Annotated in this window: 12 protein-coding genes; 3 read left to right on the forward strand and 9 right to left on the reverse strand. The window is 49.9% G+C overall.

Going from position 1 to position 12,892, the window contains the following annotated elements; genetic code table 11:
- Window positions 1-9: 9 nt before the first annotated feature.
- Window positions 10-1,410 (forward strand): Re/Si-specific NAD(P)(+) transhydrogenase subunit beta, encoded by a 1,401-nt coding sequence (pntB, locus tag ACO6UX_RS17375; RefSeq protein ID WP_422449649.1) that lies wholly within the window; start codon window positions 10-12, stop codon window positions 1,408-1,410.
- Between the two features lie 98 nt (window positions 1,411-1,508).
- Here pntB and ACO6UX_RS17380 read toward each other — a convergent pair whose 3' ends face one another.
- From ACO6UX_RS17380 to ACO6UX_RS17395, 4 genes are all read right to left on the reverse strand, one after another.
- Window positions 1,509-1,892: a hypothetical protein gene (locus ACO6UX_RS17380; protein ID WP_422449650.1), complete on the reverse strand. Its 384-nt coding sequence runs from the start codon at window positions 1,890-1,892 to the stop codon at window positions 1,509-1,511.
- Between the two features lie 98 nt (window positions 1,893-1,990).
- Window positions 1,991-2,272 (reverse strand): hypothetical protein, encoded by a 282-nt coding sequence (locus ACO6UX_RS17385; protein ID WP_422449651.1) that lies wholly within the window; start codon window positions 2,270-2,272, stop codon window positions 1,991-1,993.
- Between the two features lie 261 nt (window positions 2,273-2,533).
- Window positions 2,534-2,728 carry a hypothetical protein gene (locus ACO6UX_RS17390; RefSeq protein ID WP_422449652.1) on the reverse strand — a complete coding sequence of 65 codons (195 nt, stop codon included), beginning with the start codon at window positions 2,726-2,728 and terminating at the stop codon, window positions 2,534-2,536.
- A 141-nt stretch (window positions 2,729-2,869) separates the two neighbouring features.
- Entirely contained in the window at window positions 2,870-3,253 is a 384-nt protein-coding gene (locus tag ACO6UX_RS17395) for a hypothetical protein (RefSeq protein ID WP_422449653.1), read from the reverse strand.
- 328 nt (window positions 3,254-3,581) lie between these two features.
- On the opposite strand from ACO6UX_RS17395, the gene ACO6UX_RS17400 reads away from it, so the two are divergent.
- Window positions 3,582-5,297: a hypothetical protein gene (locus ACO6UX_RS17400; protein ID WP_422449654.1), complete on the forward strand. Its 1,716-nt coding sequence runs from the start codon at window positions 3,582-3,584 to the stop codon at window positions 5,295-5,297.
- A gap of 186 nt (window positions 5,298-5,483) precedes the next feature.
- Here ACO6UX_RS17400 and ACO6UX_RS17405 read toward each other — a convergent pair whose 3' ends face one another.
- The gene (locus tag ACO6UX_RS17405) at window positions 5,484-6,920 is read right to left on the reverse strand and encodes a hypothetical protein (RefSeq protein ID WP_422449655.1); all 1,437 of its coding nucleotides are present in this window, start codon (window positions 6,918-6,920) and stop codon (window positions 5,484-5,486) included.
- 317 nt (window positions 6,921-7,237) lie between these two features.
- Here ACO6UX_RS17405 and ACO6UX_RS17410 point away from each other — a divergent pair, with 317 nt between their 5' ends.
- Complete coding sequence (locus ACO6UX_RS17410; protein WP_422449656.1) at window positions 7,238-8,242, forward strand: hypothetical protein; 1,005 nt, start codon at window positions 7,238-7,240, stop codon at window positions 8,240-8,242.
- A gap of 132 nt (window positions 8,243-8,374) precedes the next feature.
- Here ACO6UX_RS17410 and nfo read toward each other — a convergent pair whose 3' ends face one another.
- From nfo to ACO6UX_RS17430, 4 genes are all read right to left on the reverse strand, one after another.
- Window positions 8,375-9,226 (reverse strand): deoxyribonuclease IV, encoded by an 852-nt coding sequence (nfo, locus tag ACO6UX_RS17415; RefSeq protein ID WP_422449657.1) that lies wholly within the window; start codon window positions 9,224-9,226, stop codon window positions 8,375-8,377.
- Between the two features lie 157 nt (window positions 9,227-9,383).
- The gene (locus tag ACO6UX_RS17420) at window positions 9,384-10,340 is read right to left on the reverse strand and encodes an alpha/beta hydrolase (RefSeq protein WP_422449658.1); all 957 of its coding nucleotides are present in this window, start codon (window positions 10,338-10,340) and stop codon (window positions 9,384-9,386) included.
- The gene (locus tag ACO6UX_RS17425) at window positions 10,340-10,966 is read right to left on the reverse strand and encodes a transcription termination/antitermination NusG family protein (RefSeq protein WP_422449659.1); all 627 of its coding nucleotides are present in this window, start codon (window positions 10,964-10,966) and stop codon (window positions 10,340-10,342) included. The genes ACO6UX_RS17420 and ACO6UX_RS17425 overlap by 1 nt, the downstream gene beginning before the upstream one ends.
- Window positions 10,967-11,415: 449 nt before the next feature.
- Window positions 11,416-12,582: a phosphoglycerate kinase gene (locus ACO6UX_RS17430; protein ID WP_422449660.1), complete on the reverse strand. Its 1,167-nt coding sequence runs from the start codon at window positions 12,580-12,582 to the stop codon at window positions 11,416-11,418.
- Window positions 12,583-12,892 lie beyond the last annotated feature (310 nt).

Raw genomic sequence — 12,892 nt, forward strand, 5'->3', positions numbered from 1 at the left:
TCGCTCGCAATGTCTGAAGGATTACTGGTAGCGGCTTATCTGGTCGCTGCATTAATGTTTGTTATGAGTCTTGCCGGGCTTAGCCGACAGGATACGGCAAAAAACGGCAATATCTACGGCATCACCGGGATGGTGGTGGCCGTTCTGGCCACCCTGGCACATGCCCATATTGCCGGTATTACTCTGGTAACGCTCTGCATGATAGTGGGTGCGGGTGTTGGTCTTTATCTGGCGATTAAAGTCCAGATGACGGAAATGCCACAGCTGGTGGCCATTCTGAACGGCTTTGGTGGTCTGGCCGCCGTACTGATTGGTTTTGCCAGTGCGCTGGAAGCCAATGACTCACTGGCTGGTCAGTTGAAAGACCTGGTCATGTCCGCTGAGCAGTTGATTCACAGCTCGGAAATCTTTATCGGGATTATTATTGGTGCGGTGACGTTCAGTGGCTCGGTGGTGGCGGCGTTGAAGCTTCATGGCAAGATTTCCAGCCGTCCGGTATCACTGCCCGGTAAGCACTGGACCAACCTGGCTATCCTTGGCCTGGCAGTGTTGATGGGTGTTGTCTATGTACAGCAGCACAGTATTCTGGCCCTGGTGCTGGTCACTCTGCTGGCCTTTGCCTTTGGTATCACCCTGGTGCTGGGTATTGGCGGTGCCGATATGCCGGTGGTGGTCTCCATGCTGAACGCTTACTCAGGTCTGGCGGCGGCCATGACTGGCTTTATGCTGGGCAACAACCTGCTGATCATTACCGGTGCCATGGTGGGTTCTTCCGGTGCCATCCTCTCTTACCTGATGTGCGCAGCCATGAATCGGTCGTTTATTTCGGTGATTCTGGGTGGCTTTGGCACCGCAGAGGGGACGATCGTCGAAGGTGGTGATCAGGGTGACTATACCGAAGTCAGCGCAGAAGACGTTGCGGAACAGCTGAAGAACTCCGCCAGTGTTATTATCACGCCTGGCTATGGTATGGCGGTTGCCCAGGCTCAGCACCCGGTTCGTGACCTGGTCAAGAAGCTGCGGGACCGTGGGATCAAAGTTCGTTTCGGTATCCACCCGGTGGCCGGTCGTCTGCCGGGCCATATGAATGTACTGCTGGCTGAGGCAAAGGTGCCTTATGACATCGTGGAAGAGATGGATGAAATCAACGATGACTTTGCCGATACCGATACGGTTCTGGTGATCGGTGCCAACGACACGGTGAACCCGGCGGCGGCTGAAGATCCCAACAGCCCTATTGCCGGCATGCCGGTATTGCGGGTCTGGGAAGCCGGAGAAGTGATCGTCTTCAAACGCTCGATGGCGACCGGCTATGCGGGTGTCCAGAACCCACTGTTCTTCCGTGACAACAGCCGTATGCTGTTTGGTGATGCCACCGACAGCGTTGAGCAGATTCTCAAACAGTTTTGATATTCCCTTCTTTCCGGCTGGCAGCAAGCGCTGTCAGCCAGGAACGCTCAGTAATCCCGGTACTATTAAAAATAAAAAACAATCATTCTTATTTGCATCTACATTTGTATTCCGAATCCTGTAACCTCGGAAACTTTGAAATGCACTCTGTACTTACTTCCTGCGTAACCATGACACCACCGTCTGATTCGGCTGCCACTGATAGTGGCCATATCCCGGAGGGTTCGTGGTGGTCGGGTATCTGGAATGTCAGTAAGACAGTGGCTAAATCCTTTCATCCGGACTTTGACCCCGGGCAACGCAGTGATCAGTCGGGTGGCCCATGGATACAGCTGGAAATTCAACCTAAAGAGCTGGCCCTGCGTCTGGCCCAGAAAGCCATACCCGCCGATAGCTACTTCAATACCATTAACCAGGTGGCTATGGCCTGTCTGGCGCTGGCCAGCCTGCCGGGTTGTGGGGGCCAGACGTCGCAAGACCACAATCCGGGAACCAGTAAAGAACCGCCTGGCACTGCTACATCAACCTCACCATCGACCAATACTGCAATGCCATCGTCATCGTCATCGGCGTCAAGTTCTCAGCCGACCAGCCCAATGACTTTTTCGCCGTCTTCGACAGTTTCACAATCATCCAGTCCTGCAACGTCAACGCTATCAAGCTCAGAGCTGGAAAGTGGCGGCACTTCATCATCGGCTTCGGCAATGTCAGAATCGATCAGTCTGACGTCATCACCCATGCTGTCAAATGCACAGTCTTCGTCACCGACTTCGACAATTTCAAAATCGAGCAGAATGCCTTCGCCGAGTCGGTCAAGCCCACAGTCTGCCAGTTCACTGGCTTCGACAACGATGCTAACCACTGAAAGTCCTGATGTTTCCACCACAGCTTACAGAGGCCAGGCTACAACTGAACTTTTATCTTCACCTCTGGATAGACCGGTCAACAGCACGGCAACCCCGACTGCCACAAGCAGCCCTGATTCCCCGAGCTACCCATTGAGTACAAAAACATCGTTCCCGGTGAGTCCGTCAAGTTCACAGTTGAAAAGTAGAAAAACTACGTCGTCTATAATCGATTCAGAATTGACCCACTCTGCAACGCCAGCACTATCAAGTTCACATCAGGAAAGTGTCGGCATTTCATCGTCGGCTTCGGCAATGTCAGAATCGATCAGTCTGACGTCATCATCCATGCCATCAAGTGCACAGTCTTCGTCACCGACTTCGACAATTTCAAAATCGAGCAGAATGCCTTCGCCGAGTCGGTCAAGCCCACAGTCTGCCAGTTCACTGGCTTCGACAACGATGCTAACCACTGAAAGTCCTGATGTTTCCACCACTGCTTACAGAGGCCAGGCTACAACTGAACTTTTATCTTCACCTCTATCTTCATCTCTGGATAGACCGGCCAACAGCACGGCAACCCCGACTGCCACAAGCAGCCCCGATTCCCCGAGCTACCCATTGAGTACAAAAACATCGTTCCCGGTGAGACCGTCAAGTTCACATTTGGAAAGTACACTCACTTCGTCGTCTTCGATCAATTCAGATTTGACCCACCCTGCAATGTCAACACCAGCACTATCAAGCTCAGAGCTGGAAAGTGTTGTCACTTCATCGTCGGCTTCGACAATTTCAGAATTGGCCAGTTCTGCAACGCTAACTCGAGTGCTATCAAGCTCACGGCAGGAAAGTGTCGGCACTTCGTCTTTGTCTCCGACAATTACGGAATTGACCAGTTCTCCTGCTTTATCGCCAACGCTAACATCTTCAGAATCGTCGAGTTCAGCTGTTTCGCCTTCGACTTTCCCAACATCACAACCGACCAGTTCGGCAACCACCCCGCCGGGGTGCAGGGGCGAGCCGATTCCTGTTCGGAGCAGTGCTGACCTGGCCAGAATCAGGATAGGGAATGAGCAAGGCTATCTACCCAATTGTACCTATATACAGGAGGCTCATTTTGATGCTGGCAACCACTCAGCCATCCCGTACTTCACTGGTGAATACAACGGTAACGGTAAGAGAATTAGCAACCTGGATAGCTGCCTCTTCTCGACGTTGGGGCAGGGGGGGATAGTTCGTAACCTGGTGGTCGAAAAAGCCGATATACGTATCACTAGCTTTGGTTCTAAGGGCCTTGTCACCTGTAAAGCCGACAAAGGCGCACTGTTGAAAAACAACACCGTGGAACATTCTATTATCACTGTGGTGCATGACGGCAGCAATGCTTTGAGGCTGGGAATGCTGGCGGGTGAGACCGTCGGCGCAAAACTGGAGGGTAACCAGGTCAGGCACTCGAAGATGATCGCAGATGTTCGATACGATACAAACAAAAATTACAAATTTAAACAACCGGCATTTGCAGCAATATTGACCGGAGTAGCCAGTGGGGATGCCTCCCTTGACAGCAACTCGATTGACTATTGCCGGATCACAGCAGAACCTTCAGACAAAACTCCTCAGAAGTTACACATTGGCTGGATGGCTGCGAAAATGGAAGGAGTCACTGTTAGCAACTCAAGACTCACCAATAACTGGCTGGTAGGCAAAACGCTTGAGGTTGTTGCAGGTGGTGTTGCAGCTGATGCGAAAGACACAACTATAGAGGATACCCTTGCCATCAATAACAACCTGCTTGTGCAGAGACCTGGGACAATAGATCCAATGATTGCGGTAGTTGTTGCCAACGCAGATAAATGCACTATTAGCAATACCACTGCTATCAACAACATATTGAAATCCGAAGGGGCTCGTGGGGGTTTCTTTCGCCCAGTATCCGATACGGGCATTGTAACAGTACACTGTGATGGAAGCACAATCGAAAATACTTTGGCCAAAGGTGGTCAATTGTCCGCCGAGGGGCGGGTAGCTGTTGCCGCTACCTTCGCTAGTAATGATTGTGTGATCCGTAACACCACTGCCAGGCAGGTCAACATTTCCTCCAGGTATTCAACCCATACTAGAGGTGCTGTGGCAATTGCTGCGGCTGAATCTAAGTTTGAAGGGGAGAACATAGAGATTAGCCAGACAACCGCTATCGATTGTAAGATATTCGCTGAAGGAAGAGGTCTCTATGCTATAAAGGGCTATGCTGCAGTGGGAGTTGGCTATCTACACAGGGCTAATGTAAAAATCACCGATACCACTGCCTGCAACAGTGAGATCAAGGGCAATTACGCAGGCATAGCCGCTGGCGACACTGCTTATCCATTTACTCGCACCTATGCCTGTAACACCAAACTGACCAGGACTGGTGGTAGGCGTAGCAGGATGGAAATTCCTGTTTGTAATAAGGCAAAATGCTCGACGGTAAGCAGTGATGCTCCAACCACACGACTCACCACAACCACCACTACAGCCGCCAGCGTTCCAACAACAGTTGACGAATTATCTTCATCCACACGTCTCGCCACAACTACTACAGTCGGCAGCGCTCAAACAACAGATGACGTATTATCTTCACCTCTGGAAACACATGGCAACAGCACTGTAACCCTGGCTACCACAGACAGCCCCGATTACCGGAACTACTCACCGAGCGCAAAAACATCGTTATCGACGAGCCTGTCAAGTTCACCGGATTCTTTATCGGTTAACACAATCGATAACGGCAATACTTCATCGCTCCTTAACACCGACGAAGTGGATGCAGGCATTCCGTTACCTGCCCTGGCCGGAGGGGTAGTAGCGGGCATTCTCACCGGTGGCGTTGTGCTGTATACCAGCTACGAGTGGTACCAGGGCTATAAGGGAGGGTTAAGGGGCAAAGAGTTAGTCCTGCGGCCCATTACCCGGATCAAAGATGCGATTTTCTGCCATGCACCCGCTATGGGGTACAAACGGGATAGCATGGAACTGGTTTCTTTGCGGTCGATTGATGTCTGACAGTGAATCCAGAACCGGCAGCCCGCCATCAAACGTCAGATTAATGAGGATAAACATTGAAAGCATACACGCATCCCGTCTGGTCCGAGCATAGCGCCCGTCCGGGCGACCCCATGGTGAGGGTGGTGAAAATCAAGAATAACCATTCCGTTTTGTGAGGTGAGTCTATTCTCGGACTGCCTCCGATTATCCAACGGTTAACATTGCAGTGGGATGATGCCGTTGAATTTCCCATTCGGGTAATGTCTTTCTCCAATCCTTAAGTTTCAACGGATCCCAGACATTGATTTTCCAGTACACTTTATTACTTATCCATAAACAGAGTTTCATAACGTTGATCATGAAGTTTTTGAGTTTGGCTTTAAAGCCTTCCCAGCGAGCACGACGGCTGGCGTATTGCTCATAGGCTTCGCCTGTTTTGGCTAAATCTGCCCTGCTTGCCGATGCCAGCTTTCTGCCAAGTTTGGCACCTACCACCAGAAAGTTATTCAACGAGCGGTAATAGGGAAGTGATGTGGCGGCATCTCCGGCGATGCAGATAAGCTTGCCGGATGGCGTGACATGGTGAACTTTTCGGGCATGAAAAATAGACAGGGTATGGGGCGTCAATTCTTCAGTGTCAGCAATGAGGGTTTCCTGGCAGTATTGCTGCTTTATCGCCTGCCAGTTTTTTATTTTTTCTTTCAGGCTATCCCTTACTTTACTGTCGGAGAGCTTTGCGGCATGGCCAAGGTTGTAGCCAGACAGACTCTCGAACTCTGCTTTCGAAATAAAAAAGTCGATGGTGACCTCATTGGTCTGTTCATTGAGTGGGCGAATTCTCTCTTCGACCGGTGATAACATCAGTTTGAAGGTTGCATAAACATAGCGGGAAAGATTGAGCCAGCCACTGGCCAGCTTTTTCGTTGGGCCCTTGACCTGGTATTTTACCCTGACTCGATATTGCAGGTCTTTTTTTGAGGTAAACTCACTGTCTTCATCGGTTGATGACAGTTCGGAGAAGGCAATATCTTCTCCCTGGTAGCCGGGGTTATCTGCCATTTTCAGTAACGCTTTTCTACTTTTTGAATGTGCGCCATCGGCACAGACAAGGGCATCAAACAGGGCTTCTCCTGATGTAAACGTTACTTTACCATCGCCAATGGCAACCACTTCATAATCACTGCCAGCGTGCAGGGTGATGCCCATTCGTTGGGCAATTAACTTCAGATCGGTTTCAAGCTCTTTACAACTGATATGACCATGCTGCCTGCGGATTTTATCTCTAAGCTGCGCCATTCCCTGTGTTAACACCGGATGGTCATAACTCTTCAGTGATCTGAAGCAGTGATCATCAATGTGAACTGTGTGATTTCGAGCGTATTCTGCTCTCTTTTCAAACATTTCTATATCCGTATCAGGCTGCCCTGCCTTCAATTGCAATGCATTGTAAAGGGCAATAGGGCCCATTCCCACGTAGGCTACTTTGAGGGCTCGATGATTCAGAGGCTGGCCTGTCTTTGGCATTTGTTCAGTGGAATTTTTCCTGTCGTTCGCCAACCCCTGTGACACCGCTATTTCAGGTGCTGGTAAAAATAAACCCGGATAGCGCTCATCCACGCCTGGTATTGCTTCCCTGATCATGACTTCTCAGCTCCTTCTGTGAAATAACTATTTGATAAAACTGAATTATCTGTTTTGGATTATGCAGTACGATGGTTCATAAAATCGAACTGTTAAAAGTTGGACACTTTTTTTAGAAAAACGTTCGTTTTAATTTTTGATTATGTTGTGAACAATCGATTCCAGGTGCTGGCGGGGAGAAAGTAAATATATGGAACTTTTTTTGATGAATTCTATCTATTGGTTTTTTACTGCCAGGTACACATCCAGAGTACCAATAATCTGCAACCCGGATTGCAGACTATATTCATGAATTAAAACATGAGGATAGTAACGAGATGAACTTATCGACAGTGCAGGGGGGTGCTTTTCCCCACACAGATGGTTCAAACCATCCAGACGAGGGCAGACCGAGCACCCGGCATGGGGCAAGAAACATCCATCAAATACCAGCGGCTGATGTAAGTGCTCAGATGCCTGGAGATAATCCAGAAGGTGCCGTGGGCAGGGAAACCGCATCAACACCAGTTGGTCGCTGTTTACTACCTTCAGGAGTACAACTGTTGGATCGAATTCGGGAGCAGATCCGTGATGAATTAAAGGACAGCAAAAAATGCACGGTGTATTGTACCCAGAGTGTGTATTCTGAAGACGCAAAAGCACGTTTCACCAGACAGGTCAGAGACAAGCTGTACCAGGAAGGGCTTGCTGATGAGGCAGCCAATGCGATCCAACGGACTATCAGGGCAAATGAAACGCCAGCTCTGGATTCATCAGATGATTACTTCTTCTTTGTGGAAAGTATTAAGATAAACGACTTTCTTGATAAATACTTTTCCGATTATGAGAGCTTATACGGTATATTTGAGGTTTCCAGACAGTATGAAGATATAAACTCCACCCATCATGATTACTGGGGAGAAGATTTCCTGGAAGAAGATTTCTGGGAAGAAGAATATTGCATTACTTTCCGTGTGCCAGAACCATTAGTCGACACCAGGTACTTTTATATAATTCCAAGAGTTGAAAATTATTGCCCCGTCGCAATGGTCGACAGGGAAAAGTATGTAGCCAATAGCATGGCGAAGTATTTCGGCGATACCCTGAATGTTTTTTGGGAAACGTTAAATGATCAGGGCAGTGACGACCGACAAAAGTTGGACAACTTGAAAGCTCTGCTCAGTCCCGCCAACTCTGTAGATGGAGTCTCCGGGCAGCCAGACGACAGCTTGCCACCAGGAGAAGAAGTGGGTTTGACTGCTGGGGAGTTCCTGACACGTATCCGTTTAAGAACGGGGAATGCGGATTGCAATGAACAGATGGAAATGCATGCAGAATACTAGTGCAGAAAAGTGTTAATACCCGTACACCCTGAGGCCTGTCGAAGGACCCATAGGGCCTAAAGGCGGAAACTCAGGACTCTAGGAGGCTGACAAAATTCACCTCCCGCCCGGCCCGGCGGGAGTATCCTTCGGTTACGGATAGGCTCCGGACATCATTTTCAGTGACTCTATCTCGTCCGCCCAGAGGGTTTCATCAATGGTTTCCAGAACCATGGGAATGCCGTCAAACCGGCTGTCAGCCATGATATAGCGGAACACCTCCCAGCCAATCTCGCCCTGACCAAGGCTGTGATGCCGGTCTTTTCGTGAGCCCAGTGCACCTTTGGAGTCATTCAGGTGCATGCCTTTCAGGTACTGAAAACCAATGACCTGCTCGAACTCGGCAAACGTTTTCTGGCAGGCGTCCTGTGTGCGAAGGTCGTAACCGGCAGCAAAAGTGTGGCAGGTATCCAGACAGACACCAACACGGCTTTTGTCGTCCACCTGATCAATGATTTCGGCGATTTCGGCAAATTGCCACCCCAGGTTGCTGCCCTGGCCTGCGGTATTTTCGATCACCGCAATCACGCCCTGAGTTTGCTCAAGGGCTATATTGATGGATTGGGCAATTTTACCCAGGCAGTCCGATACCCCGATTTTTCTCAGGTGACTGCCCGGGTGAAAGTTCAGTCGGTCAAGACCGAGCTGCATACACCGTTCCATCTCATCAATAAATGCCGCCCGGGACTTTTCCAGGGCTTCCTGCTCCGGATGACCCAGGTTGATCAGATAACTGTCGTGGGGAAGAATTTGTTGCGGTGTGAAATGATATTGCTCACAACGCTCTCTGAATAACTCGATGCTCTTCATTGACAGTGGTTTGGCCTTCCACTGTCTTTGATTTTTGGTGAACAGGGCAAAGGCGGTTGCGCCTAATTCATGAGCATTCACCGGGGCATTTTCGACACCACCGGCCGCACTGACGTGTGCTCCTATGTATTTCATTGATTGGGACTTCCTGTGGAGTTTATGGGATAAGTGCAACGGTAGGCACCATCTATAATGTGCTTGCTACAAGGTGCTTGTAATCGGGATTTTTATCCTCAATTTTATGCCATTCCTGCGTCGGGGTCGCCTACTGGAAAGAGTTGTCTGGAGGGGGCTATTCCCGGTCAGCCTGCCGGGCATCCATCTCTTTTGATAACCATTGCATATATTGAGCCCGAGTTTCTGTCAGCTCATTCGGCAGGTGATGCCGGGCACCTTCCAGCCAGAGGACTTTGGGCGAGCGATATAGTTGCCCTAAAGCCTGAATGTTATAGGGGCCGTCCACTGTGGTGTCATCCGTGCCCTGAAGGATCAGCGGGCTTAACGGGATTTGCTCTTTGGATGACTCTATTGTTCGAATCCAGCGGTCTAAAGCAGAGACCCATTGTGTGGGTAACACGGTTGGTGCCAGTGGATCATTGTGCGCTCTGTTCAGGAAGTCTTCATCCCGACAGTTATCTTTGAATTGTCTGGGAATCTGGCGAATAAAAGGCCGGACCAGATAGAGCTGTAGTCGGCTGAGTTTCCATAACCAGGGCCGAACCAGTGGAGCAGACAGGATAACCTGATCAAAAGGCATCGGCGTGCCTTGCCTGGTATGGTGATGCAAAAGCTCGGTAATAATGGCACCCCCTGTACTCTGACCGTAGGCAAGCCATGGCCCGGGCAGCATTGACGTGCAGTACTGCATAACATCTGCCAGCACCAGGCGATAGTGTGCAAAGTCTTCAATGGTCGCTGGCTGGCCACTGGAAAGCCCGTGACCGGGAAGATCGTAGGCCAGAACGTTAAAGCCTTCTTCAATAAAGAAGCGGATAATATGCTCAAACAAGCCGACATGGTCATAGTAGCCATGGAGCAGAAATACCGAGCCTTTGGCTTCAGGTCGGGTATATAAGTGGCAGGCAATGCGGTATTCAGTGCTGTTTATATACCCCAGGCAATGCTGGACATCAGGGAGGCGCTTTTCCAGGTCAATGCGGTAATACTCAAAGTATGCCTGCTCGTGAGGATACGGAGTCAGGCCGTACGAGAGCGGGCGCATATCAGAGATAAGCTTAAGTTTGTCCATTAACTTTCTACAGGTACTTTCTGGAGGTCCTTTAAGGGAACTTCTATCTCTTTTCTGGCAACAATCTTTTCTTCAATGCCTTCGTCAGTTCGCTGACTTTCAATGAACTGGATAAGAATAATACCACGGTCGATCTTAACACCTTTGACAAACGTACTTTCAAGATGTTGGAAAAGAGGGTTGTTATACAGTACCGACTCACCTTCTTTGAAGCTGACGGAGTCTGGCTTTTCATCCGGAATGCGGCCATTGTATTTCCAGACAAATGCCTCAATCTGGTCGATCAGCTGCTCACCATCAGGTATCGGCCTGGGTAGTAGCTTGCCCATATCCTTTTCAGGAAGTCGCCCTTCGTTATATAGCTTTTGACTGATCTTATTAAACCGGACAACCTGGGCGATGCCCCGGGTTGAACGGATTTTGTGAAAAGAGGGAAGGGCGTCCTTGTCTAAGCGGATGAACAGATAGCCCGGAAACAGGGGAACGCGAGTGCTTTTTTCCTGAATGAGAGGACAATAGGCCTCAAAGCCCTGGTGCTCAAGGTTATCCCGGGCACGAACCTCTTCCCGGTTTTTGGCTTTCAGCAGATACCATCCCTGTTGCAAAGCCGCTTGTTCAGATGACATAACAAATCCTTTTGACGACGTTTACTGAAAATAACCAACGGTCAGGTAGAGTGCCATGAAGTGGTTCCCTGCAATGTGTGAACTTCATCATCAGACATTCAGCCAATTTGGCAAGTTGCCGGGCTGTCGTACAGTTAACATTGCCCTTATTTATTGAGGGCAGCACACGACAGTAGAAGTCAGTGTATGTGCTGAATACAAGAACTATGCCAGTAAAAAGCACATTAACGCAGGCCAGCAGTTGGTTTCTGCATTCAATAGAATCAGCTGATCTAAAGGTGTTCGACGAGAGCATTCTACAGGACTCAGTCACTCAGACAATACTCAATCAGCAGCAGAGTCCTTTATGGAAAGACTATTTTTTCAGGGAAGCAAGTAAACAAGGGGGGGAAAGGAAGGAAAAATACCGGAAGAACATAAATTGTCTTCCGGCTCTTTTGATCGACCGATCAGCACTTGGCTGCTGCTTCGAGCATGGCTACTGCAGGCAGAACCTTGCCTTCGACAAATTCAAGGAAGGCACCGCCACCGGTGGAAATGTACGACACTTTATCTTTAATGCCGTACTTGTCGATAGCGGCCAGGGTATCGCCACCGCCAGCGATGGAGAATGCATCTGAGTTGGCAATGGCCATGGACAGTGAACGGGTACCCTCACCGAACTGGTCAAACTCGAAAACTCCCACCGGACCATTCCACAGGATGGTTTTTGCTGCCGTGAGAACGTCGGCAAACAGCTTCTGGGTTTCCGGGCCAACGTCAAAGATCATATCGTCATCTTCAACCTCATCCACCGACTTGATGATGGCGGTCTCGTTCTCATCGAATTTCTTACCGCAAACCACATCCACTGGCATCGGGATATCACACTTTTCCATCAGGGCTTTGGCCTGAGGGATCAGGTCTGCTTCGTAGAGGGACTTGCCCACATTTTTGCCAGCAGCTGCCAGGAAGGTGTTGGCGATACCGCCACCGACGATCAGCTGGTCACAAACGCCGGACAGCGACTCAAGCACGGTCAGCTTGGTAGAAACCTTGGAACCACCAACGATCGCCGTCATCGGACGCTCTGGTTTATCCATAGCCTTGCCCAGAGCCTCCAGCTCGGCCGCCAGCAGTGGACCGGCACAGGCAACAGCGGCAAACTTGCCAACACCATGGGTGGAAGCCTGGGCGCGGTGTGCAGTGCCGAAAGCATCCATCACATAAATATCGCACAGGGCGGCCATTTTGCGGGACAGGGCTTCGTCGTCTTTCTTTTCGCCGACGTTGAAACGGCAGTTTTCCAGAATAACCAGCTCTCCGGCTGCCACGTCAAAACCAAAGTCAACCCAGTCTTTGACCAGGCGAACTTCCTTACCCAGCAGGTTGCCAATGTAGTCTGCTACTGGCTTCAGGGAGAACTGCTCTTCATACTCACCTTCAGTCGGGCGACCCAGGTGAGAGGTCACCATGACGTGAGCACCGGCTGCCAGAGCCTGCTCGATGGTTGGCAGAGACGCCAGAATACGGGCGTCACTGGTGACCTTGCCGTCTTTTACCGGAACATTGAGGTCTTCACGGATCAGCACGCGTTTGCCTGCCAGATCCAGGTCGGTCATTGTTAAAACGTTCATTGGGAGCCCTCTTGATATTCACTGATGGCTGAGTTTCTCAGAGGTAAGCATTGTTTAAGTAGCTGGCCATATTTCATATGGTTAGCTACTTATTAATACCTGCCTGGAAGAAATTGCCTGGGGAATAGCGAAAAAACGTCGGGGACAATAGCACATAAATGACACTTCAGGTATGCATTGATACGCTCTTATGACCTGAATCAAACGGTGATCCAAGAGTTTCCAAAGGGTCACAAAATTTATCGTGGATGTTGTTTGAAAACGTTAATGGTGCGGGGATAGCTGGTGACAACTTATGGCGTTTCAGGAT

The sequence above is a fragment of the Endozoicomonas sp. ALB091 genome, assembly GCF_049310265.1.
GTDB lineage: Bacteria > Pseudomonadota > Gammaproteobacteria > Pseudomonadales > Endozoicomonadaceae > Endozoicomonas.

What these genes read in the sequence shown, in the direction of transcription:
- pntB (WP_422449649.1), top strand. Translation starts at nt 10, where the DNA reads ATGTCTGAAGGATTACTGGTAGCGGCTTATCTGGTCGCTGCATTAATG.
- ACO6UX_RS17425 (WP_422449659.1), bottom strand. Translation starts at nt 10,966, where the DNA reads ATGTCATCTGAACAAGCGGCTTTGCAACAGGGATGGTATCTGCTGAAA.
- ACO6UX_RS17430 (WP_422449660.1), bottom strand. Translation starts at nt 12,582, where the DNA reads ATGAACGTTTTAACAATGACCGACCTGGATCTGGCAGGCAAACGCGTG.
- ACO6UX_RS17410 (WP_422449656.1), top strand. Translation starts at nt 7,238, where the DNA reads ATGAACTTATCGACAGTGCAGGGGGGTGCTTTTCCCCACACAGATGGT.
- nfo (WP_422449657.1), bottom strand. Translation starts at nt 9,226, where the DNA reads ATGAAATACATAGGAGCACACGTCAGTGCGGCCGGTGGTGTCGAAAAT.
- ACO6UX_RS17420 (WP_422449658.1), bottom strand. Translation starts at nt 10,340, where the DNA reads ATGGACAAACTTAAGCTTATCTCTGATATGCGCCCGCTCTCGTACGGC.
- ACO6UX_RS17405 (WP_422449655.1), bottom strand. Translation starts at nt 6,920, where the DNA reads ATGATCAGGGAAGCAATACCAGGCGTGGATGAGCGCTATCCGGGTTTA.